This is a genomic window from Pseudorhodoferax sp. Leaf274 (assembly GCF_001422445.1).
Taxonomy (GTDB): Bacteria; Pseudomonadota; Gammaproteobacteria; order Burkholderiales; family Burkholderiaceae_C; genus Pseudorhodoferax.
In genome coordinates, this window is the sequence record NZ_LMNA01000028.1 from 37712 (window position 1) to 60391 (window position 22680).

18 protein-coding genes are annotated in these 22680 nt (G+C 71.6%); 8 read left to right on the forward strand and 10 right to left on the reverse strand.

Going from position 1 to position 22680, the window contains the following annotated elements:
- Positions 1-189: 189 nt before the first annotated feature.
- The 8 genes from ASF44_RS24065 to ASF44_RS24100 form a co-directional block, all read right to left on the reverse strand.
- A complete protein-coding gene (locus tag ASF44_RS24065) occupies positions 190-735 on the reverse strand; it encodes a cytochrome b/b6 domain-containing protein (RefSeq protein WP_235579332.1) in 546 nt (181 codons plus the stop codon).
- Positions 719-1003: a PepSY domain-containing protein gene (locus tag ASF44_RS24070; protein WP_056901803.1), complete on the reverse strand. Its 285-nt coding sequence runs from the start codon at positions 1001-1003 to the stop codon at positions 719-721. Before ASF44_RS24070 ends, ASF44_RS24065 begins: the two co-directional genes overlap by 17 nt.
- A gap of 19 nt (positions 1004-1022) precedes the next feature.
- A complete protein-coding gene (locus ASF44_RS24075) occupies positions 1023-1703 on the reverse strand; it encodes a Fe2+-dependent dioxygenase (protein WP_056901804.1) in 681 nt (226 codons plus the stop codon).
- A 156-nt stretch (positions 1704-1859) separates the two neighbouring features.
- Entirely contained in the window at positions 1860-4289 is a 2430-nt protein-coding gene (locus ASF44_RS24080; RefSeq protein ID WP_082525010.1) for a TonB-dependent siderophore receptor, read from the reverse strand.
- A gap of 115 nt (positions 4290-4404) precedes the next feature.
- A complete protein-coding gene (locus ASF44_RS24085) occupies positions 4405-4932 on the reverse strand; it encodes a Fur family transcriptional regulator (protein WP_056901805.1) in 528 nt (175 codons plus the stop codon).
- Between the two features lie 75 nt (positions 4933-5007).
- Positions 5008-7380, reverse strand: coding sequence for a TonB-dependent siderophore receptor (locus ASF44_RS24090; protein ID WP_056901806.1), 2373 nt, complete (start codon positions 7378-7380; stop codon positions 5008-5010).
- A 281-nt stretch (positions 7381-7661) separates the two neighbouring features.
- A complete protein-coding gene (locus ASF44_RS24095; RefSeq protein WP_056901807.1) occupies positions 7662-8624 on the reverse strand; it encodes a FecR domain-containing protein in 963 nt (320 codons plus the stop codon).
- Positions 8617-9117, reverse strand: coding sequence for a sigma-70 family RNA polymerase sigma factor (locus ASF44_RS24100; protein ID WP_056901808.1), 501 nt, complete (start codon positions 9115-9117; stop codon positions 8617-8619). The genes ASF44_RS24095 and ASF44_RS24100 overlap by 8 nt, the downstream gene beginning before the upstream one ends.
- Positions 9118-9294: 177 nt before the next feature.
- Here ASF44_RS24100 and imuA point away from each other — a divergent pair, with 177 nt between their 5' ends.
- From imuA to ASF44_RS24135, 7 genes are all read left to right on the forward strand, one after another.
- Positions 9295-10059 carry a translesion DNA synthesis-associated protein ImuA gene (gene imuA, locus ASF44_RS24105; RefSeq protein ID WP_056901809.1) on the forward strand — a complete coding sequence of 255 codons (765 nt, stop codon included), beginning with the start codon at positions 9295-9297 and terminating at the stop codon, positions 10057-10059.
- A complete protein-coding gene (locus ASF44_RS24110; protein WP_056901810.1) occupies positions 10016-11326 on the forward strand; it encodes a hypothetical protein in 1311 nt (436 codons plus the stop codon). The genes imuA and ASF44_RS24110 overlap by 44 nt, the downstream gene beginning before the upstream one ends.
- Complete coding sequence (locus tag ASF44_RS24115; protein WP_369820955.1) at positions 11319-14627, forward strand: error-prone DNA polymerase; 3309 nt, start codon at positions 11319-11321, stop codon at positions 14625-14627. Before ASF44_RS24110 ends, ASF44_RS24115 begins: the two co-directional genes overlap by 8 nt.
- 75 nt (positions 14628-14702) lie before the next feature.
- Entirely contained in the window at positions 14703-15578 is an 876-nt protein-coding gene (locus tag ASF44_RS24120; protein ID WP_056901811.1) for a serine protease, read from the forward strand.
- Positions 15579-15695: 117 nt separating this feature from the next.
- Positions 15696-16196, forward strand: coding sequence for a sigma-70 family RNA polymerase sigma factor (locus ASF44_RS24125; protein ID WP_056901812.1), 501 nt, complete (start codon positions 15696-15698; stop codon positions 16194-16196).
- Positions 16197-16311: 115 nt separating this feature from the next.
- Positions 16312-17277, forward strand: coding sequence for a FecR domain-containing protein (locus ASF44_RS24130; protein ID WP_056901813.1), 966 nt, complete (start codon positions 16312-16314; stop codon positions 17275-17277).
- Positions 17278-17364: 87 nt separating this feature from the next.
- Positions 17365-19848, forward strand: coding sequence for a TonB-dependent receptor (locus tag ASF44_RS24135; protein ID WP_056901814.1), 2484 nt, complete (start codon positions 17365-17367; stop codon positions 19846-19848).
- On the opposite strand, the gene ASF44_RS24140 is transcribed toward ASF44_RS24135, so the two are convergent.
- Entirely contained in the window at positions 19836-20699 is an 864-nt protein-coding gene (locus ASF44_RS24140; protein WP_082525012.1) for an alpha/beta fold hydrolase, read from the reverse strand. The two genes, ASF44_RS24135 and ASF44_RS24140, sit on opposite strands and share 13 nt — an antisense overlap.
- Entirely contained in the window at positions 20696-21454 is a 759-nt protein-coding gene (locus tag ASF44_RS24145; protein ID WP_082525033.1) for an SDR family NAD(P)-dependent oxidoreductase, read from the reverse strand. Before ASF44_RS24145 ends, ASF44_RS24140 begins: the two co-directional genes overlap by 4 nt.
- 241 nt (positions 21455-21695) lie before the next feature.
- Between ASF44_RS24145 and ASF44_RS24150 the strand changes: the two genes are divergently transcribed.
- Complete coding sequence (locus ASF44_RS24150; protein WP_156374657.1) at positions 21696-22619, forward strand: tripartite tricarboxylate transporter substrate binding protein; 924 nt, start codon at positions 21696-21698, stop codon at positions 22617-22619.
- The last annotated feature ends 61 nt before the right edge of the window (positions 22620-22680 follow it).

Consider the following 22680-nt stretch of genomic DNA (forward strand, 5'->3'; position numbering starts at 1 on the left):
CAAAATGGACGGTTGGCTGTGCCTTGGTGCTTGGCGCACACCAAGGACATGGCAGTTCGCGTGCCAGCCACCGTTCACGAGGGATCGGCGTTCAAGTCATTGATTTGTATGGGGGGCCTTCAGGGCGTGCCCCGGCCTGGCGTTCGGTGGACCGTTCGCCAGCCGGCCGCCCGTTCGGAAATCCGACCGCTAGCGTCGATCGTGCGGGCCGGGCCGCGGCTTGCGCCCGGTGAGCATGGCGCGCACGAGGTTGTCGCGGTGCTGCCAGCTGGTGAACACCACGCCGGCCAGGTGCAGCGTGGCCAGGCCGACCAGCGACCAGCCCAGCACGAAGTGCGTCCAGTAGAGCCAGCCATAGCCCCACAGCCAGTCAGTGGTGTAGAGCCAGCCCGACAGGCACAGCGTGGCGCAGTTGCCCAGGAGCGCCAGCACCATCCAGCCGCCGAGCGGGTTGTGCCCTAGGAAGCGCGGCGCCTGGCTGCGCCACACGGTGCGGGCGTAGGCCCAGGTGGTGCGGGGCCCGCGCACGAAGTGGGCAAAGCGTGCGTGGCGGCTCGGCCCGAACCCCCAGGCCAGCCGCAATGCGACGATGGCGGCGACGGCGTAGCCGAAGTTCTCGTGCCAGCCGTCGGTGCGGCCGCCGGTCCACCAGGCCGTGGCGACGCACACGACCAGCGCCCAGTGCAGGAGGCGCACCGGGAGGTCCCAGATCTTCAGTTCACTTTTCTTCGACACGCTCGAAGGTCTTGGGGTCGAAGAAGGCTTCGACGCGCTTGCCCTGCGGGTCCTTGCCGTAGACCTCGTAGCAGGTGTCGGTCTTTTCCATGCGGCGCACGGTCCAGCCGTCCTTGACGAGCTTTTCCTGCAGCTCGGTGTGCGGGCGCCATTCGGCCTTGGGGTACTTGGTGCAGGTGACGTTGCCGTGGGCCATGGCGTTGCCGGCCATGAGTGCCAGGGGAATGGCCAGCGCCAGGGGCAGGGCGCGCGTGAAAAGGGTCTTCATGGAGGTCTCCTTCGGAGGATCAGGTCACGGCCCAACGCCGGACCAGGTTGTGGTAGATGCCCATGAGCTTGAGCACACGCGGGTCCTGCGCGGACAGCGTGGTGCTGAGCTCCTGGATGGACTGGTCGAGGTCGTAGAGCAGCGTGCGCGCGCGGTCGTCCTCGACCAGGCTCTCGACCCAGAAGAACGCCGCCACGCGCGCACCGGAGGTCACTGGCGTCACGCGGTGCAGGCTGGTGGACGGGTAGAGCACCAGGCTGCCTGCGGCCAGCTTGACCGACTGCACGCCGTAGGCGTCCTCGATCTCGAGCTCGCCGCCTTCGTACGCGTCGGGCTCGGCCAGGAACAGCGTGGCCGACAGGTCGGTGCGCAGGCTCTGGCCGCCCGGCAGCTGCATGATCGCCGCATCCACGTGCGCGCCGTACTGGCCGCCACCGGCGTAGCGGTTGAAGCGGGGCGGGTGGATGCGCCTGGGCAGCGCGGCCGAGACGAACTGCGGTGTCTCGCCCAGCCGGCGCAGCAGGTGCTCGCCCAGCTGCAGGCCGACCGCGTCCAGCGCACCGACCTGCTGGTTGTGCTTGACCTGGCGTGCGGCGCTGCCGGCGGTGGCGGCGCCGTCCTCCCAGGAGGCACGGTCCAGGTGGGCGCGGAACTGGCGGACTTCTTCAGGCGCCAGCACGTTCTCAATCGTCAACAGCATCGGTCGTCCTCTTTCGCCGCATCGGGCAGCCCGTGCGCCGGGACCGGGGGTCGCGCGCCGCACGTCGGCGAGTGTCGCGCAAGCGGGCCGTGCCATGCCTGCTTGCACGGACCGGCCGGCAGGGGAGGTGCCGGCCGCGATGTCGCACCCTGCGGATCAGAAATCCATTTCCAGCGAGGCCATCACGCGGCGCTTGTCGCCGATCGTGAGCCACTTGCCGGAGCGGTAGGCGCCGGTGTAGTAGTCCTTGTCGGCCACGTTGAGCACCGTGCCGCGCACCATGAAGTTCTTGTTGATGCGGTAGCTGGCGAACAGGTCATACACCGTGAAGCCCGGCACGCGCTGCGTGCAGCTGACGGCGACGGTGGCGGCAGCGCCGGTGCCGGTGGTGGAGTAGGCCGCTGCCGTGTCCGGCTGGCCGCCGCAGCGGTAGCTCTCGTGGCGCGCGATGGCGCCAAAGCTGAAGGCCTGCGTGAACTGGTACTTGGCCTGCACGTTGAACGTCTGGTCCGCAAAGTTGCCCAGGCGCTGGCCGATGTTCAGACGGCCGGTGCCATTGCTCAGCGATGCGTTGGACTTGGTGATCTTGGACTTCATGAAGGCCGCACCGGCTTGCACCGTGAGGTTGTCCGTCACATTGCCGACCAGGCCGAATTCCACGCCCTGTACACGGTAGCCGCCGGTGTTCAAGGTGCCGATCTGCGCGCCTTCGGCCTGGCTGACGCCCTCCATCACGTCCGACTTTTCGGTGCGGAACACCGCGGCCGTGGCGAGCAGCTTCTGGTTCAGCAGGTTCCATTTGGTGCCGAGCTCGAAGTTGCGCGTCGTTTCCGGCTTGGAGTTGAGGTTGCCGTCCAGCGTCGACGTCACGAGGCCGCCGTAGCCCGGGTTGGTGCCCGAATCCGGTTCGCCGCCGTTGATGTCCTGGCCGGTGCCATAGCCGAGGTAAACCATGCCTTGCGGGGTCAGCTTGTAGCTCAGGCCGCCCCAGAAGTTCGCCAGCGTCTTCTTGTATTCGTAGTCGCCGGTGACCGCGCCGGTGGTGGCGTTCATGGTCTGGGCGTTGAATTTCAGGATGCGGTCCAGCCGCACGCCGGCGAAGCCGGTGAAGCGGTCGGTGAAGTCCATCGTGTCCATGGCGCTGAGCGCGACGGTCTTGATGTTCCAGTCGTAGTTCTGTCCGTTCTTCGCCCAGCTCACGCCCTTGAGGGACTGGATGTTGGCCAGCGGCGTGATGGTGCCGTCCGGACCGAACGTGGTCATGCAATACGCGTTGTTCGCGCCCACGCCCGCGGTGGTCTTGCAGTTGGCGGCATTGCTGTTGGTCGCGATGTAGGCGCCTTGGTCCACCCGGTGGTCGGAGTATTCGAAGGTGGCCACGAATTCGTTCTTGCGGCCGTTGCCCAGGTCGGTGTCCCAACGCAGGCTGTCCTGGTGGGCGAAGTACTTGACGTCCTGCCAGCGGCTGTGCACTTCGTCGATGACCGCGGCGCCCGTCGTGGCGGGGTTCGTGCCGGCGTTGCTGCCGTCGTGGGCAGTGGTGCTGTAGTTCCCGGTGCTGAACGCGTAGGCATTCTTGGTGCGGCCGAAGCGCGTGCGGCTGTCCAGCGAGAGCACGGGCGAAATCTTCCACTGGACGCGCGCCGTGGCGGTGTCCGAGTCGGACTTCATGAAGTCGGCATCCTGCGCATGCGGCGGCATCACGGTGCCGGGCACGCGGTTGCCGGCGGTGCCGGTGAGCCAGCCGCCTGCGTCGTAGTAGGGGTTGCTGGCGCGCAGGCCGTAGTAGTCGAGCGTGACGGAGAGGTCCTTGCTCACCTCGAGCAGGCCCGACACCGCCAGGCCTTTGCGCTCACGGCTGGAAGGGGAGCGGTCGGGCACGTCCTGGTCGGCCCACAGGGCGTTGATGCGCACGGCGAGGTTGTCGTTCACGGCACGGTTGAGATCGACCGTGTGGCGCTGGAACTTGTCGGTACCGAAGCCGATGCTGGCGCGGTTGAAGTCGTAGTCGAGCGTGGCCTGCTTGGTGACGGCATTGACCGCGCCGCCGGAAGAGCCGCGGCCGGCGAAGCTGGAGTTCGGGCCCTTGGTGATCTCGACCTGCTCGATCGCGAAGCTTTCGCGCGTGTTCATGCCGGGGTCGCGCAGGCCGTCCACGAAGATGTCGCTCTTGGCGGCCTGGCCGCGGATGAAGTAGTTGTCGCCGAACATGTTGCCGTTCTCACCCACGCCGAGCGTGACGCCGGGGGTGGCCAACAGGATCTGCGCCAGGTCGGTCTGGCCCGAATCTTTGATGGCGTCGGCGGTGATGACCGAGATGGTCTGCGGCGTCTCGGCCAGCGGGCGCGTGTGGCGCGCGTCGCCCGAGGACTTGGCCTTGTAGGGCACGCCGACCTCGGCGTTCGGGTTCGGATCGATCCTGGTGGCCTGGACCTTGACCTCGTTCAGCGTGCCGCCGCTGGAGGTGGTCTGGGCCAGCGCACCCAGGGGCATCAGCATCACGGTGGACATGCCCAGTGCCACGGCGGGGCCGGTGCTGCGGGCTGCGCTGCGCAGGCTTCTGGGGATCTTGGTGTTTCGGCGCATGGTGTCTTCCTGTTGGCGTTGAATGGAAAGGAGGCTGCTCGACAGCTGCTCGAATGCCTGCCGCACTGGTGGCGGAAAAGGGAACCGCAGGCCGCAAAAAAAAATGGACAACCGTTCAGCGCGGTGCAGGTCGGCCAGCCTGCGTCGCCGGCCGTCGGCCTGGTCGACACGGCGCTGCGGCGCATGCGCTGCAGCGCCCGCGCAGCGTGAACACCATGTCCTGCACCTCGAAGCCCTCGGCGGCTGCGGCGGCCAGCAGCCGCTTGCGCAGTGCCGATGCCTCCAGGCTCCGCACGGCCTGGCAGCCGGTGCACACCAAGTGCGTCATGTGCGCGGCGCGCCGGACCACGAAAACGGTCGGCCCCTGCTCGACGGAATGGCGGTCGATGGCCTGCGCCGCCACCAGTTCGGCCAGCACCTTGTAGATGCTGGGCACGCTGATCGGCGTGCCGCGCTGCTGCAGATGGATGTAGAGCTCGTCGACCGTGGCCCCGCCTTTCTCGGTGTCCAGGGCCATCAGGCTTTCCAGCAGGTGCACGCGCAGCAGCGTGGGGCGCTTGTGGCTGCGCTGCAGCATGGCCAATGCGCGCTGCGTCAGCTCGGTGGTGCAGGGGGCGCGCGGCGGGAAGATGGTGGCGGGCATGGTGCGTCTCGGCGGGCGTTCTTCATCGCCTGCCGCACGAAGACGCCAAAAAGGGAACCGCCGTGCAGCCCCGCCTCAGAACGCCGTGCTCAGCGCCAGCCGCAGCGTGCGCGGCGCGCCCGGCATGATGTTGTTGTTGCTGTGCGCGAACGCGTAGTAGCGCCTGTCCAGCAGGTTCTCCACGTTGAGCTGCACGCGCAGGCCGGGGGCGGGGGTGTAGAACACCGCCGCGTCCACGCGCGCATGGCCCGGCAGGCGCACGCTGTTGTCGGTGCTGGCGAACACCATGCCGCGCAGGCTGGCGCCCAGGCCCAGCGCCCACTGCGGGTTCAGTGCCACGCGGTTCCACAGCGAAAAACTGTGGCGCGGCACATGCGGCATGACCGCGCCGGCCGGTGCGGCCGGCGAAAGGGCGTTGCGCACGCGGCTGTCCTGCCAGGCGTAGGCGCCCATGACCTGCCAGCCGGGCCGCCAGCTGCCGGACAGGCCCAGCTCCAGGCCGCGCGTGCGCTGGCCGTCGATGAAGGTCTGGGTGTTGGTGGCGGTGTCTTCCACGCTCACGTTGCGGCGGTCCAGCTGGTAGAGCACGGCGCTGGCTTGCAGGTCGGCGTGCGGGCGCCACCTGGCGCCGACTTCGTGGTTGACGAACTGTTCCGGGCGCAGGGCCTGGTTGTCCTGTGTCAGCGCGATGAGCTGCTCGCCGGCACGCGGCGCATAGCCCACGCTGCTGCCCAGGTACAGCGAGAGCGCGTCCTGCGGCTGCCAGAGCAGGGCGGCGCGTGGCGACCAGAGCCGGTCGCGGCTGGACGGCGCGCGGCGCTGTGCAAAGTCCTGCATGTCCACCGACAGGCGGTCGTGCCGCAGGCCGAGCGTGGCCTGCCAGCCCGGTGCGAGATGGATCTGGTCCTGCAGGTACAGCGCGAGCTGGTGCGCCTCGCTGCGGCTGTCCGGGTCGCTGGGCCGGCTGCGCCAGGACAGCGGCGTGAAGAAGGTGGGTTGCGAGACCGGCAGGTAGAGCGTGGTGGCGCCATTGGCGAAGAAGCCGGTCTCGCGCCGGTTGTCGCCGGCCTGGCGCGACAGCTCGATGCCGGCCAGCAGCCGGTGCTGCATGGCGCCCTGGTTCCACGACCAGCCCAGGTCGGTCTGGCTGGTGGTGTTCTGGCGCCGCATGCGGCTGTTGTGGGCCAGCAGCGCAACCTCGCGCTGGCCTGCGTTCTCGCGCACGCTGCCGGCGAAGACGTTCTGGAAGAACTTGTCGTAGCCGGCATGGCGCAGCCGGCTCTGCAGGCGCAGGCCATCGCCCAGGTCGGCTTCGAGCTGGGCGTTGAGCGCGTTCAGGCGCACCCAGGTGAAGCTCTCGTCGGGGTCGCCGAAGAAGGTGGTGCGGTCGGTGTCGAGCGGGCGGCCGTTCCAGGAGGGTATGCCGCGGTCGTCCGTGCGCCGGTCCTGGAAGTGTTCGTAGCCGACGGTCAAGCGGGCCTGGCCCGGCAGGTGCCAGCGCACGACCGGGTTCACGCCCAGGCGGCGCAGCTGGAAGCCGTCGCGCCAGCCGCCCGATTCCTCGTACAGCAGGTTCAGGCGCGAGGCCAGGTCGGCGCCGTGGACCTGCGATGCGTCCAGCGTCACGCGGCGCTGCTGGTCGCTGCCGGTGGCCAGGGTCAGTTCGCGCCGTTCCGTTCCGTCGGGGGCCTTGCTCACGCGGTTGATGAGGCCGGCCACGGCGCCGTGGCCCACGCGCATGGCGTCGGGCCCGCGCAGGGCTTCGACGCGCTCGACGTTGTACAGGTCGCGGTAGTACTGCATGTCGTCGCGCAGGCCGTCGACGAGGAAGGCGGCCGTCGTGCTGATGCCGCGGAACACCGGCGTGTCGCGGTTGCCCTCGCCCTGGGCCGCGCCGACGCCGGGCACGTAGCGCAGCAGCTCGGCGATGTTCTGCACCGCGAGGTCGGCGATGAAGTCCTGCGTCAGCACCGTGAGGGACTGCGGCAGCTCCTGCAGCGGCGTGCCGCTGCGCGTGAGGGCCGGCGCGGCGGTGCTGGTGTAGGCCGGCGCGTCGGTGAAGGCGGGCGCGCGCACCGTCACGGGGGGCAGCACGGTGGGCGTCGTGGCCGCCTCCGGCATGCGGGGTGCTGGCAGCGGCGGCGGCGCTGCCGCTGCCGGGCGCAGCGTGTAGCGCGGGCCGTCCTGCACCAGTTCCAGGCCCGTGCCGTCCAGCAGCTGGCCGAAGGCCTGCGGCAGGGCGTAGCGGCCCTGCAGGCCGGGCGTGGTGCGTGCGTCCAGCAGACGCGCGTCGGCCGAGAACAGCACGCCGGCCTCGGCCGCGAGCTGGGCCAGCGCGCTGCCCAGCGGGCCGGCGGGGATGCGCCAGTCGCGCGCCGCTGCGCCGGTCTGTGCCCAGGCCGAGGCAGTGGCCAGCAGCAGGGCGCAGGCGCTCAGGCGGGCGCGCATTTCAGCGGTCCATCGCGCCGGCGTGCCACCCGTAGAACACGAAGCCGGCGCGCCGGCCGCGGGGCGAACGGCCGCGGAGCAGGCCATGCGCGTGCACCCGCGCAACGGGCGCCGCCCGACCGCCGGGGAGGCCGGGGAGGCCTGGCAGGCCGCGCCGGTCCGGTGGCCCTGCCCCGCGCCAGGCACCAACGGTCCACTGGACCCTGTGTGCCCGGGCTCGGCCCCTGCACGGGCGTCGGATGGCTGCACAAAGTGAGCCGGCCAAACGGGGTGGTTCCATGTCAGGCCGCTTCGATGCGGACGAACCAGAGCAGGGGGCGGAACACGCGCACCGGCAGGCTGTGCTCCAGCGCCTGCCAGATCTGCTCGGGCTGGTCGAGCGGGTAGGCGCCGACGACGCGCAGTTCGGCCACCTCGGGCGCGCAGGCCAGATGGCCGTGGCGGTGGCGCGCGAGTTCGGCCGCCAGATCGGCCAGGCGCATGCCGTCGGCCACCAGCATGCCGCGCGTCCAGGCATCGCCATGGGAGGGGGCGGCCTCGGGGGTGCCGGTGCCCCGGGCGTCGAAGCGCAGTTGCTCGCCGGCCGGCAGCAGCAGGCCCTGCGCCTGGGTGCGCGGCTGCACGCGCACCGCACCCTCGAACACGGCCACCTGGCAGGCATTGCCCTCGCGCCGGGCGGCAAAGCGCGTGCCCACGGGGCGCAGCCAGCCCGCGTCCATCGCGACCACGAAGGGACGCGCGGGCTGCTGCGGGTCGGCCGCCGTGTCGATGCGCAGTTCGCCCCGCAGCAGCTGCAGCTGGCGCTGCTGGCCGTCGAAGGACAGGCGCACGGCGCTGTCGGTGTTGAGCCAGAGGCGGCTGCCGTCCGGCAGCCGGGCCTCACGGCGTTCGCCCACGGCGGTGGCGTGGTCGGCCGTCCAGCGCTGCCAGCCCTGGTCGCGCAGGCCGGCCCAGGCCAGCACGCCCGTGCCGGCGGCCACGCCCATGAGCTTCATGTGGCGGCGGCGGCTGCGGTCGAGCTGGCCGAAGGCGCTGCGCGTGGCGCGGCGGTCCAGCCGCGGCGAGAGCTGGTCGAACTGCCGGCCCAGTGCCTCGACGCGCGCCCAGGCCTCCTGGTGGCGCGGGTCGGCCGCCAGCCAATGGCGCCAGCGCTGGCGCTGGCCTTCGTCGGCCCGGTCATCCTGCAGGGTGGCGAACCATTCGGCCGCCTCGCGCAGCACGGCATCGGCCGCCTGCTCATGCATGCTGGTTCAGCAGCAGCCGGTGCATGGCCTGCGCCATGTATTTCTTGACCATGCGGTCGGAGACGCCCAGTTCGGCCGCGATCTCGGCATAGCCCAGGCCGTCCAGCCGGGCCAGCAGGAAGGCCTGGCGTGCCTTGGTGGACAGGCCGGCCAGCAGGGTGTCGACCTGCTGCAGCGCCTCGAACGCCAGTGCCTGCTCTTCGGGCGAGCCGGCCAGGTACTGGCCCTGCGTGGCCAGCGCGTCCAGGTAGGCGCGCTCCAGCTCGAGCCGCCGCCAGTGCGAGACCACCAGCCCGTGCGCCACCGTGGTCAGGAAGGCGCGTGGCTCGCGCAGCGCGGCGCAGGCCTGCGACAGCAGCACCTTGAGGAAGGTGTCGTGCGTGAGGTCCTCGGCCTTGTGCGGGCAGCCCAGCTTGCGGTGCAGCAGCGTCTGCAGCCAGCTGCTGTGCTCGGCGTACAGGGAGCCGACGGACTCGGGGTGGGAGGGCTGCATGGGGCAGGATGCTACTGAAAACGTTTCTCATTTGATTCTATGGCGCGTATCGCGTGGCGCCGCTGCTGTCTGTGCCGGGCATGTGCCAGGTGTGACATGCATAAGACAGTGCAGCCGCTTGACCGGTCGGGCGCGGGCTGGATAATGCTGTACAAATCATCAGTATGTGCAAATCCCATGGCGTCCTCTTTCCTTCCGCAGCGGGCCGATGTCTGGCGCGGCGATGCGCTGGGCCTGGCCCCGGCCGCCGCCCTGCCCAGCGGCCATGCGCTGCTGGACGCCGAGCTGCCCGGCGGCGGCTGGCCCGCGGCCGGGCTCACCGAGTTGCTGCAGCCCTCTGGGGTGCAGGGGGCCTGCCACGACTGGCGGCTGCTGCTGCCCGCGCTGGCGCGCCTGGCCACGCAGGCGCGCGGCCCCGTGGCCCTGGTCGGTGGGCCCGAGGGCCTGCAGCCCTTCGCGCCGGCGCTGGCCGCGCAGGGCCTGCCGGCCGCGCGCCTGCTGTGGGTCCGGCCCGCGGACGACAAGGCGCTGCTGTGGGCCAGCGAGCAGGCCGTGCGCTGCGCCGACGTGCCGGCCGTGCTGGCCTGGCTGCCCCGGGCGCGTGCCGACGGGCTGCGCCGCCTGCACCTGGCCGCGCTGGACCACGGCAAGCCGCTGTTCGCGTTCCGGCCGCTTGCGGCGCAGGCGGAGTCTTCGCCGGCGCCGTTGCGGCTGCGGCTGGAGAGCGAGGGCGAGGGCGCCATGCAGGTGCTGGTGTTCAAGCGCCGCGGGCCGCCCATGGGTCGGGCTTTGGCCTTGCCGAGCGAGGCACCGGCGCTGGCCGCGCTGCTGGCATTGCGCCGCCGTGCGCACCCGGCACGGCCCATGGACATGCCGGCGGCGCCGGCCGAGACCCGCCATGAACTGGATCGGCATGACCTGGATCGCTCTGTGGCCGCCTGAAGACCAGCTGCAGCCCTGGTGCTGGCAGGCGCTGCGCTTCACGCCGCGTGTGGCGGTGGACCAGGGCTGCGTGCTGCTGGAGGTGTCGGGCACGCTGCGGCTGTGGGGTGGGTTGCGCGCGCTGCTGCGGCAACTGCTGCAGCCCGGTGCGTTGCAAGCCTGCAGGGCCTGGGCACGTGCCGGTACGGCCCCGGTCGCGCTGGCGCTGCTGCAGCTGAAACGCCAGGACCGTGAGCCACCGGCCCGACTGCCGGACGGCTTGCCGCTGGACACGCTTGCCGCGGCGGCGCCGGCCCTGGCGGTGCTGGAGCGCACCGGCTGCCGTAGCTTCGGCGCGCTGCGCGCGCTGCCGCGTGCCGGCGTGGCGCGCCGTTTCGGCGCCGACTTGCTGGAGGCGTTGGACCAGGCCTATGGCGCCCGCCCGGTCACCTACGACTGGTGCCGGCTGCCGCCCGTGTTCGACCAGAACCTGGAGTTGCCCGCCATCGCCACCGCGGCACCCGAACTGCTGTGGACCGGCCAGCGCCTGCTGGATGCGCTGCACACCTGGCTGCGCGCGGGCCAGCGCGGGGTGCTGGCGCTGGAGCTGGAATGGACGCACGACCTGCGCCGGATCGACGGCCGCAGCCTGCCGCGCCTGGACCGCCTGCCCATCCGCACGGCCCGGCCCACGCAAGACATGGCGCATTTGTGCCGGCTGCTGCTCGAACACCTGCAGCACCGCAGCCTGGCCGCGCCGGCCAACCATCTGCGTCTGCGCACGCTGGAGGTGGCGCCGCTGCCGGGTGCCAACGCCAGCCTGCTGCCCGAGGAGCAGCAGCAGGGCGAGCCCCTGCACGCACTGGTCGAGCGCCTGGCCGCGCGCCTGGGCGCGGACCGCGTGCTGGTGCCCCGGCTCGTGGCCGACCACCGGCCCGAGTGCATGCAGCGCTGGGTGCACGCACAGGAGGCGCAGCAGGGCGGCGCGCCGGCCGCCGAGGAACTGGCGCCCGACGCCGCGCTGTACCCGGCCTGGCTGCTGCGCGAGCCCTTGCCGCTGGAGATGGACCGGCAGGGCCAACCCGTCTTCCATGGTCCGCTGCAACTGCTGGCCAGGCCGCGCCGGGTGGATGGGGCGGGGTGGTGGGACCTGGACGCCGCCCAGCCTGCCATGCGCGATTACCGGCTGGCCCGCAGCGCAAAACTGGGTCTGCTGTGGCTGTACAGCGAGCGGCCGCACAGCGGCCAGGCCGAACCGCGCTGGTTCCTGCAGGGCGCCTATGCCTGATCCCTCGCGCAATGCCCAGGAGAAGGACGAAGAACGCGATCCCTGGAAATGGCCCTTGCCACAGCCCGTGTCCGACATGGCGGATCCGCTGGGCGACTACACCGAGCTGCATGCCTTGAGCAACTTCAGCTTCCAGCGCGGCGCTTCGCATCCGGCTGAACTGGTGGTGCGGGCCTACCGCCTGGGCTACCGCGGGCTGGCGCTGACCGACGAGTGCTCCGTGGCCGGCGTGGTGCGTGCGTACATGGCGCTCAAGGACTACGAGACCATGCTGGAAGGGGCGGAGCAGAAGACCGGGCAGGTCTACAGGCGTGATTTCCGGTTCCTCCCGGGCAGCGAGTTCGCCTTGCCCGGTTGCCGCCTCGTGGTGCTGCCGCACGACTTGGTGGGCTGGGGCCAGCTGTGCGAACTGATTTCGCACGCGCGCCGGCACCAGGAGGTCGACAAGGGCGACTACCGCATCGGCTGGGACGACGACTGGGCTTCGCTGCGCAACTGCGAGATCCTCTGCGTGCCCGACCGCCACCCCGCGCCGGACCCGCTGCGGCTGCGCGCCACCTTGCGCCGGCTGCATGCGCTGTTCGGCCCACGGCTGTGGCTGACGGTCGAACTCGTCGGCGCAGCCGACGACGCGCTCTGGCTGCGCCAACTGCGCCAGCTGTCCGCCTTGACCGGCGTGTCCCTGGTCGCGGCCGGCGGCGTGCTCATGCATGCGCGTGCGCGCAAGCCCCTGCACGACGTGCTGTCCGCCGTGCGCCTGGGCAAGCCCGTGGCCGAGTGCGGCTTCGCGCTGGAACCCAATGCCGAGCGGCGGCTGCGCTCGCGCGTGACCTTGCGGCAGATCTATCCGGAAGAACTGCTGGCAGCGACCGAGACGGTGCGCGAACGCTGCCGGTTCGACCTGAAGGAGATCGCCTACCACTACCCGCGAGAAGCACTCCCCCCGGGGCTCTCGCCCACCGAAGCCTTGCGCCGGCTGACCTATGCCGAGGCCGAGCGGCTGCGCTATCCGAATGGCATGCCCCCCGACATCCGGGACAAGGTCGAGACGGAACTGGAACTCATCGCCTACTGCAAGTACGAGATGTTCTTCCTGACCGTGCACGACATCGTGCGCGAGGCGCGCCGCCTGGGCATCCTGTGCCAGGGCCGCGGCTCGGCCGCCAATTCGGTGGTCTGTTACTGCCTGGGCATCACGGCGGCCGATCCGCAGCTGTCGCATCCGCTGATGGCGCGCTTCATCAGCAAGGAGCGCATGCACGAGCCGCCCGACATCGATGTCGACTTCGAGCACGAGCGCCGCGAAGAGGTGATCCAGTACATCTACCGGAAGTACGGCGCCGACCGTGCCGCCATCGCCGCCGTGGTCATCAGCTACCGGCGCCGCAGCGCGATCCGCGACGTGGGCGCGGCACTGGGCATTCCGGCGGCACTCGTCGATGCCTTCGCCAAGGAGCACCACTGGTTCGACCCTGGCCTGATCGACGAGCGCCTGCCGGTGCTGCTGGAGGCGCTCAAGATCGACATCGATCCACGCCGCGTGCTGCAGTGGGTGCTGCTGGCCGAACAGCTGCGCGGCTTTCCGCGCCACCTGAGCCAGCATGTGGGCGGCTTCGTGCTGACCGAAGGACGGCTGACCAGCCTCGTGCCCATCGAGAAGGCATCCATGAAGGACCGCTCCGTGATCCAGTGGGACAAGGACGACCTGGAGCGCATGGGCCTCATGAAGGTCGACGTGCTGGCGCTGGGCATGCTCACGGCGCTGCGCCGCTGCCTGGACTTCGTGAACCCGCTGCGCGGCCGGCAATGGGACCTGGCCCGCATTCCCATCGAGGATGCCGAGACCTACGACATGATCTGCCAGGCCGACACGGTCGGCGTGTTCCAGATCGAGAGCCGGGCGCAGATGTCCATGCTGCCGCGCCTCAAGCCCAGGGAGTTCTACGACCTCGTGGTCGAGGTGGCCATCGTGCGGCCCGGGCCGATCGAGGGCGGCATGGTGCATCCGTACCTGAAGGCGCGGGAGCGGCGCGACAAGAAGCTGCCGATCGAATACGAGAAGCCGGCGCTGGAGCCTGCGTTGAAGCGCACCCTGGGCGTGCCCATCTTCCAGGAGCAGGTCATGCAACTGGCCATGATCGCGGCCGGCTTCACCGCTGGCGAGGCCGACCGACTGCGCCGTTCCATGGCCGCCTGGAAGAAGGAGGGCGACATCACGCCCTGGCGCGACCGGCTGGTCCAGGGCATGCTGGACAAGGAGTACAGCCTCGAATTCGCCGAACGCATCTACAAGCAGGTCTGCGGCTTCGGCGAATACGGCTTTCCCGAGAGCCACGCCTACAGCTTCGCGCTGCTGGCCTATGCCAGCAGCTGGCTCAAGTGCCACGAGCCGGCCGCCTTCCTGGCCGCGTTGCTGAACTCCCAGCCCATGGGTTTCTACCCGCCGTCCCAGCTCGTGCAGGACGCGGTGCGCCATGGCATCGCCGTGTGCGCGGCCGACGTGTCGTTCAGCGATTGGGATGCCGCGCTGGAAGATGCGCCCGGCGTGCGGGCCCGGCCGGCCAGGCAGGGCCAGCCGGCCGTGCGCCTGGGCCTGCGCCTGGTCAAGGGCTTCAACGAGAAAGCCGCCGGACGCATCGTGCAAGCCCGTGCCGCCGGCCCCTTCGCAGATGTGGAAGACCTGTCGCTGCGCGCCGCGCTGGACCGGCGCGAACTCGATGTGCTGGCCGCCGCCGACGCACTGCAATCCCTGGCCGGCCACCGCCGCCAGCAGGTCTGGGAGGCGGCCGCACGCCACCGGGCCCCGGCGCTGCTGCGCGGCGCACCCGTGCACGAGGCCCAGCTCACGCTGCTGCCGGCCCGCGAGGGCGAGGAGATCCTGTTCGACTACGACGCCACCGGCCTCACGCTGCGCCGCCACCCGCTGGCCCTGCTGCGCGAACGCCTGGCGCGCTGGCGCATCTTCAACGCCGATCAACTGAACGCGATGCCGCACGGCCGGCGCGTGCGCGCCTGCGGCCTGGTCACGGTGCGCCAGCAGCCCGGCACGGCCAAGGGAACCATCTTCGTCACGCTGGAGGACGAGACCGGCCCCGTCAACGTGATCGTGTGGGAGCGCCTGCGCGAGCAGCAACGCGAGCCGCTGCTCAAGGCGCGGCTGCTGGCCGTCGAAGGCCTGTGGCAGCGCGACGTGGACAGCGGCGGCCAGGTGCGCCACCTCGTGGCCGAGCGGCTGSGCGACCTCACGCCCCTGCTGGGCCGCCTGGGCCAGCTGCGCAGCCGCAGCAGGGATTTCCACTAAGTAGCGGAAAGTCGCAAGCCATATGCTCGGTTAGCATCCCCGTCATCGATGTGACACGTTGCGACGCGCTTCCCCATGCCACTTGCCGGATCGCAGAAACTGACCGAAGAGCTGGGCTACAGCGTCGCACGCATCGAGTGCGACACGCCCACCGGCGTGCAGTGCGGCACCGGTTTCTTCTTCGCCTTCCTGCTGGAGAACGGCAAGCGCAGCCCCTGCCTCATCACCAGCCGCCACGTGGTCCACGGCGCGCGCAGCGGGCGCTTCTTCATCACGCGCAAGGATGCCGACGGCAAGCTGCAGCCCCAGCAGCCGCTGGAGTGCCGCATTGCCGATTTCGAGGACAAATGCCATCCGCACCCCGACCCGTCGGTCGATCTCGTGCTGATCTTCGTCGGCGCCAACCTGCAGGCCCTGAAAGCGGGCGGGCAGGATTTCCAGGTCGCCTACCTGTCGCGCTCGGCCATCCTGCCGCCTGAGCAGCGCGCCACGCTGGCGCACCTGGAGAGCGTGGCCGTGCTCGGTTATCCGCTGGGCCTGTGGGATCCACAGCAGCTGCAGCCCGTGGCGCGCCTGGGCATCACCGCCACGCATGCCGGGCTGCCTTACGGCGGCGCCTGCGAATTCCTGATCGATGTACCCTGCCACCCCGGCCTGGGCGGCGCGCCGGTGTTCCTGTGCACGCCGGCCCCGGCGGGCGAGGGCGGCACGCAGGCGCAGCGGTCGCCCGGCGTTGCGCTGCTGGGCGTGCTGTATGCCCAGCGCCATGCCCACCTGCAGGGTGAAACCGGCGTCGAGCCCATCGTCGGCCGCGTGCGCGCAGGCCGGCCGGTGCCGCCGCCGGCCTTGCCGGGGCCGCAACCGCTCGGGGTGGTGCTGGGCACCGACCGCATCCTGGACTTCGAGCCCCTCGTGCGGGCCATGGTCCACGGCTACGTCAGCAAGTACTGATCAGGCTCCGACGGGCCGACCGCGCCTGGCCTGGGCCGGGCAGCACCGCTGCGGCGCGCGACGCCGGGTGCCGCTGTCCGGCCCCTACAATGAGGGAATAAGAATTCTTCTCATCCAGTGAACCCGCAGCAGCCCCTCGTCCAGTTCTACCAACAGCACCACGGCTGGCTGCGTGGCTGGCTGCAGCGCCGCCTGGGGCATGCGGGCGATGCGGCCGACTTCGCGCACGACACCTACCTGCGCGTGATCGAGTCGCGCCAGGCGCTGGAGGACATCCGCGAACCGCGCGCCTTCCTGACCACGGTGGCCCGGCGCGTCATGGTCAGCCACCTGCGCCGGCGCGAGGTCGAGCGCGCCTACCTCGATGCGCTGGCCCACCTGCCCGAGAGGCTCGCGCCTTCGCCCGAGGAGCGCGCCATCGTGCTGGAGACCCTGCTGGAGATCGACCGCATCCTGGACGGGCTGCCGGCCAAGGTGCGCCAGGCCTTCCTGTGGGCCCAGCTGGACGGCCTGTCCTACGCCGAGATCGCCGAGCGGCTGGGCGTCTCGCTGAGTTCGGTCAAGCAGTACATGGCGCGCGCCATCCGCCAGTGCTACTTTCCCGAAGGGGTGGCATGAGCACCGCCGGGCCGCCCCAAGGTGCTCGGCGCCGCAGCGCGCAGCGCGGAGGCTTTGGTGAGCTCGCCGCCGGGCCGCCCCAAGCTGCTCGGCGCCGCAGCGCGAAGGTCCACCGGTGAGCGCCGCGCCGCTGCCCGCCGCGGTGGTCGATGCCGCCGTGGAATGGCTCGTCCACCTGTGGTCTGGCGAGGCGACCGAGGCCAGCCGCGCGCAGTGGCAACGCTGGCGTGCGGCAGACCCGCTGCACGAACAAGCCTGGCACCGCGTCGAGGCCACGGACACGCGCTGGCGCGCGGCCGCGCCGGGCCTGGCCGCGGCCCTGGCCGCCAGGCCGGCAGCCGCGGGCCGGCGCCGTGCGCTGGGCGGCATTGCCGCGCTGGCCGTGGCCGGCCTGGCGCTGTACACCGGCCGCGAGCAGATGGCCACGCGCGGCTGGCTGGCCGGGGTGCGCACCGCCAAGGGCGAGCAGCGCCGCCTGCAGCTGCCCGACGGTACGCAGCTGCTGCTCAACACTGCCACGGCGCTCGACATCGATTTCAGCCCCGCGCTGCGCCGGCTGCGCCTGCACCAGGGCGAGCTGCTGATCGCCACCGCGCCCGACACTGAATGGACCAGCCGCCCTTTCGTGGTCGACACGCCAGCCGGCCGCGTGCAGGCGCTGGGCACGCGCTTCACGGTGCGCCACGACGCCGACGGCCCGGCCGCCCGGGCCACGCGTGTGGAAGTGTTCGAGGGCGCGGTGGAACTGCGCGGCGCGGCATCCGTGCTGCGCGTCGATGCCGGCCAGGCCGCCCGGCTGCCTGCCGGCGGCGGCACCGCCGAAGCGCTGCCGCCCCCTGCCGCGCCGGCCTGGGCCGACGGCGTGTTGGTGGCCTCCGACATGCGGCTCGATGCCTTCGTGGACGAGCTGCGCCGCTACCGGCCCGGCCTGCTCCAGCTGGCGCCGGAGGTGGCGGGCCTGCGCCTGTCGGGGGTGTTCCCGCTGGGCGACACCGACCGCATCCTGCAGGCGCTGGTACAGGTGCTGCCTGTGCAGGTGCATGTGCCGGTGCGCTACTGGGTGCGCATCGGGCCCGCCTGAGCGGCCGGTCCGCCACCGGCCTGTACCTTTGCGCGTCTCGCGCGACAAGGAGGGGAGAACCACCTTTTCCCCTCCTTCCCAGACACCATGCAAGCATCTCCCGCGCCGCGGCGCGTCCTGTTCCGTTCCACCTCGCTGGCCTGCGCACTCGCGGCCGCCTTCGCCATCGCCGGCCCGCTGGCCGCACCCTCCGCACGCGCCCAGGCGGCCCCGGCCGGGCCCGTGGCCTACCGCATCGCCGCCGGCCCGCTCGACGCGGCGCTGACCGCCTTTGCCCGCACTTCGGGCGTGCTGCTGGCCTACCAGCCCGAGCTCGTGCGCGGCCTGGCGAGCCCCGGCGTGCAAGGCAGCCTGCCGCCCACGCAGGCCCTGGCCACGCTGCTGGCGGGCACCGGCCTGCAGGCCGTGGTGGCCGAGAACGGCACCTGGACGCTGCGCCGTGCCGCCGAGCCGGCCGCCGGACCTGCCCCCGCAGCGCGCCCGGCCGCCGCCATCGGCGCGGCCGCCACCGCGCTGCCCGAAGTCCGCGTGACGGCGCAGGCCGAGCGCGACGGCCGCACCGAAGGCACCGAGAGCTACACCGCCGCCGGCCCCAGCGGCGCCGCCACGGGCCTGGCGCTCACGCTGCGCGAGACGCCGCAGTCGGTCAGCGTCATGACGCGCCAGCGCATGGACGACTTCCATCTGGAGACGCTGGCCGACGTGCTGGTGCAGACGCCCGGCGTCACCGTGAGCCGGCAGGCCGACATGACCACCTTCAACGTGCGCGGCTCCAGCGTCAACCTCAAGATCGACGGCAACCGCCTGCTGTCCAGCGGCTGGGGCTGGAACAGCCACATCCTGTATTCGCTGGACGACCTGGCCGAGATCGACCGCGTCGAGGTGCTCAAGGGCTCCTCCGGCCTGGTCAACGGCGACGGCGCCTATGGCGGCACCGTCAACCTGATCCGCAAGCGGCCCACGCGCGAGTTCCAGGCCAGCGCCAAGGTCGGCGTGGGCAGCTGGAGCAGCACCCGCGCCGATGCCGACATCAGCGGCCCGCTCAACGCCGCCGGCACGCTGCGCGGCCGCCTGGTCGCCGCGCACAAGGACGCGGATTCGTTCCGCGACCGCCAGCACAACCGCAGCAGCACGGTGTACGGCACGCTGGAGGCCGATCTCACGCCCGACACCGTGCTCGGCGTCGGCCTGACCTACAAGGAGCGCACGCTGCACGGCGCCACCGGCACTACGCCGATCCAGGCCTTCTCGGGCGACGGCGTGGCCGTGCCGCGCATGCCGCGCGCCTTCAACATCGGCGCGTCCTGGGCCGGCTACGACCAGGAGGCCCTGGGCCTGTTCGCGCGGCTGGAGCACCGCTTCGCGGACGGCTGGACGGCCCGGCTGCAGCTGGCGCGCGACACGGTGCAGACGCCCGACATGCGCATCGGCTACCTGCGCTACGCGCTGCCGGGCCAGGTCCAATACAACCGCTACACCGACATCGACGACCGCAACGACAGCGTGAGCCTGGACGTGCAGGGCCCGTTCCAGCTGTTCGGCCGCCAGCACGACCTGCTGCTGGGCGCCGGCAGCACGCGGGCGCGCACCACGCTGCTGCGCGGCAGCGGCCTCGCGTCCACGCTCACCGCGGCCGGCATCGGCTACGCCGGTGGCGGCGCCGGCATCGCCGAGCCGGACTGGAGCCGCCTGGCCTACTCCAACGACCTGTTCAGCCGCAAGAACCGCTACGCCTACGCCACCGGCCGCTTGAACCTGGCCGATCCCGTCAAGCTGATCGCCGGTGCGCGCGTGTCCGACTACGACCAGGACGACGTCACCGACATCGGCTGGTACAACTACCGCATGCGCGAGCGCGGCGTGTTCACGCCCTATGCCGGCCTGGTCGTCGACGTGGCGCCCCAGATCTCGGCCTATGGCAGCTACGCCAGCATCTTCCAGCCGCAGAGCGCCAAGGATGCGGCCGAGCGCACGCTGCCGCCCGAGGAAGGCAGGACTTACGAGATCGGTGCCAAGGGCGAGTTCTTCGACAAGCGCCTGAACGTGGCGCTGAGCCACTTCTGGATGCGCACCGACAACACGGCCGAGGAGGTCGGCCTGAACGACAACGGCGACAGCATCTACCGCGCCGTCAAGGGCGCGGTGCGGCGCGGCTACGAGCTGGAGCTGTCGGGCGAACTGGCGCGCGGCTGGCAGGCCCAGGGCAGCTACGTGCGCAACAGCAGCAACCTGGACAGCGCCTCCACCGTGCCCGAGCACCAGTTCAAGCTCGGCAGCAGCTACCGCTTCGCGGGTGGCGCCCTGCAGGGCCTGACCGTGGGCGGCGGCATGCGCTGGCAGAGCGCCATCTCCACCAGCCGCGGCACGGCCACGCTGCGCCAGGACGCCTATTGGCTCTTCGACCTCATGGCCCGCTACCAGGTCGACCGCCACCTGAGCCTGGCCGTCAACGTGGACAACGCCTTCGACAGGAAGTACCTCGCGGGCGTCACCAACTTCACGGGCCAGGGACTGTTCTACACCTGGGGCATGCCGCGCAGCGTGAACCTCAGCGCGCGCTACGACTTCTGACCTGGCGCCAGGAAGCGGGCGAGGGCGGCCAGCACGGCCTGCGGCTGCTCGCGGTGCGGCACGTGGCCGCAGCCGGGCAGCAGCAGCGTCTCGGCCGGGCCGGCCACGCTGGCCGCGATGCGGCGGGGGTGCACGAGCGAGCCGTATTCGTCGTCCTCGCCGTGGATGGCCAGCACCGGGCAGCGCACGGCCGGCAGCGCGGCGTGGATGGACCAGCCGGCGAACGCCGGCGAGAGCCAGGTGCCGGTCCACGCCTGCAGCACCCAGCGCGCCTTGTCGCCGTGGTAGCGCGCCAGGCGGTCGAGCTGGCCCGGCTCGGCGAACTGCGCCTGGGCCACGCGGATGCCCGCGAGCGTGCGGTCTTCGGCAAAGGTCTGGGCCGATTCGGTGACGAGCGCCGTGCAACGCTCGCCGAAGGCCGCGGCCGTCTCCACCGCCATGGCGCCGCCCACGCTGTGGCCAAACGCGGCGAAGCGGTCGATGCCGAGCTGCGCGCACAGCGCCGGCACATTGGCCTGTGCCTCGTGTCGCACGAAGGCCGGCGTCAGGCTGGCGCTGCAGGCGTCGGACTGGCCGAAGCCCAGCCGGTCGTAGGCCACCACGCGCCGGCCGGTGGCCTGGGCCAGCGCGGCGGGAAAGTCGCGCCACAGCGCGACGCTGCCCAGCGAGTCGTGGAACAGCAGCACGGGCGGCGCAGGCGGCACGCCCGCCACCGCGTCCGGCACCCAGCTGCGCGCGAACAGCCGGCCAGCCGGCGTGGCAATGGCGTGGTCCGCGGTGCGCACGGCCTCCGCGTTCCCCGCCGCGCGGGGTTCGCCTGCGCCCGAGGGGGGTGGCGCAGCGTGGCTCATGCCGGGTCGCGCACGTCGGCCACCGGGTTGGCGCCGAAGTCGGGCCGTGCCAGGTAGGCCAGCACGCGCGCGGCGGCTTCGTCGGGCGCGGTCAGCTGTCCGCCCGCATGCATCTTCGCGAAGCTGCCCTGGTCCGGGAAGCTGGCGGCGTCGGCGCCACGCAGCTGGGCCTGCATGTCGGTGTCGATCACGCCGGGGGCGAGCGAACAGACCTTGGCGCCGTTGGGCCGGGCCGTCTCGTCCAGCGCCAGGCAGCGCGTGAAGTGGTCCATGCCGGCCTTGGCCGCGCAGTAGGCCGATTGCGAGGCCTGGGCGCGCCGGCCCAGGCCCGAGGAGATGTTGAGCACACGGCGCTGGCCGCTCCAGCCGGCGGTGGCGCCGAGGAAGGCCGCGCTGAGCTGCATCGGCGCTTCCAGGCCCACGCGCAGCGCGCGCGCCAGGTCGGCCGGGTCGGCCTCGCTGAGCGGCACCAGCGCCGGGATCACGCCCGCGTTGTTGACCAGCGTGGCGCTGGCCCAGCGCGCGCCGTGGTGGGCGCTGAGCCAATGGTCCAGCCGCGCGGCCACGGCCGCGCCGTCGGCCAGGTCGGCCTGCCACTGCGTGCAGTGCGCGCCGCCGGCCTGGGCCAGTTCGTCGTTGGCCTGGCGCGAGATGCACAGCAGGTGGTGGCCAGCCTGCAGCAGCTGCCGGGCCATGGCCAGGCCCATGCCGCGCGAGGCGCCGGTCAGGATGGTGAGGTGGGAAGGGGAGGTCATGGCGGTGCCGGAGGCGGGAAACGGGGGAGCGGCCATGTTAGGCCAGGCGCCGGCCAGGAAGGCGAGGCGTGCCACGCAGGCACACTCCGACGGGTTCCAGCCTTTCACCACACCCAGGAGACACACCATGCAAGCGTTGCGCCGCCCGTTATCCCACACCCGGTTTTCCCGCCCCCGGTTCTTGCGCCTCGGGTTCGTTCGCCGCGGATGGCTCGCCGCCGCGGGCGCGGCCTTGTGCGCCATGGCCGGCCCGTCCGCATTCGCGCAGGCCTGGCCCGACCGGCCGGTCCAGCTCGTCATCCCGTACCCGCCCGGCGGCAGCGCCGACCTCGTGGCCCGGCCGCTGTCGATCAAGCTGCAGGAACGCCTGGGCCAGCCCGTGGTGCTGGAGTACAAGCCCGGCGCGGGCGGCACGCTGGCCTCGCAGTACGCCGCGCGCGCCAAGCCCGACGGCCATACCTTCATCATGGTGCTGGCCGCGCACGCCATCAACGCGAGCCTGTACCCCAAGCTGCCCTACGACACGCGCAAGGACTTCGCGCCGGTCTCGCTGGTGGCCAACCTGCCGCTGCTGGTCACGGGCAGCAGCTCGCTGAAGGCGCGCACGGTGCCCGAGCTCATCGCCGAGGCCAAGGCCAACCCGGGCAAGATCACCTTCGCCTCGGCCGGCAACGGCAACACCAGCCACCTGGCGGCCGAGTACTTCAGCACGGCGGCCGGCGTGAAGATGACGCACGTGCCCTACAAGGGCAGCGCGCCCATGGTCAACGCGCTGCTGGGCGGCGAGGTGAACCTGGCCTTCGACAGCGCCTCGACCTCGCTGCCGCATGTGAAGGCCGGCAAGCTGCATCCGCTGGCCGTGACCGGCGACCGCCGCATGCCCATGCTGCCGGACGTGCCGACCATGCAGGAGCTGGGCGTGCCCAACTTCGTCGTGAACGGCTGGTACGCCATCCTGGCACCGGCCGGCACGCCGGCCGAGATCACCGAGCGGCTGAGCCGCGAGATCGCCGCCGTCGTGGCGCAGCCCGAGACCCGCGCGCAGCTGGAGGCCAGCGGCTACCAGCTGGTGGGCTCCACCCCGGCCGCGCTGGGCGCGCACATCGATGCCGAACTCACGCGCTGGGCCAAGGTGGTCAAGGACTCGGGCGCGCGCGTGGATTGAACGGCGCGGCCGGTGCGCGACCGGTCCGCCAGCGCCGGCGGGCACGGCCAGGCCTTCGGGG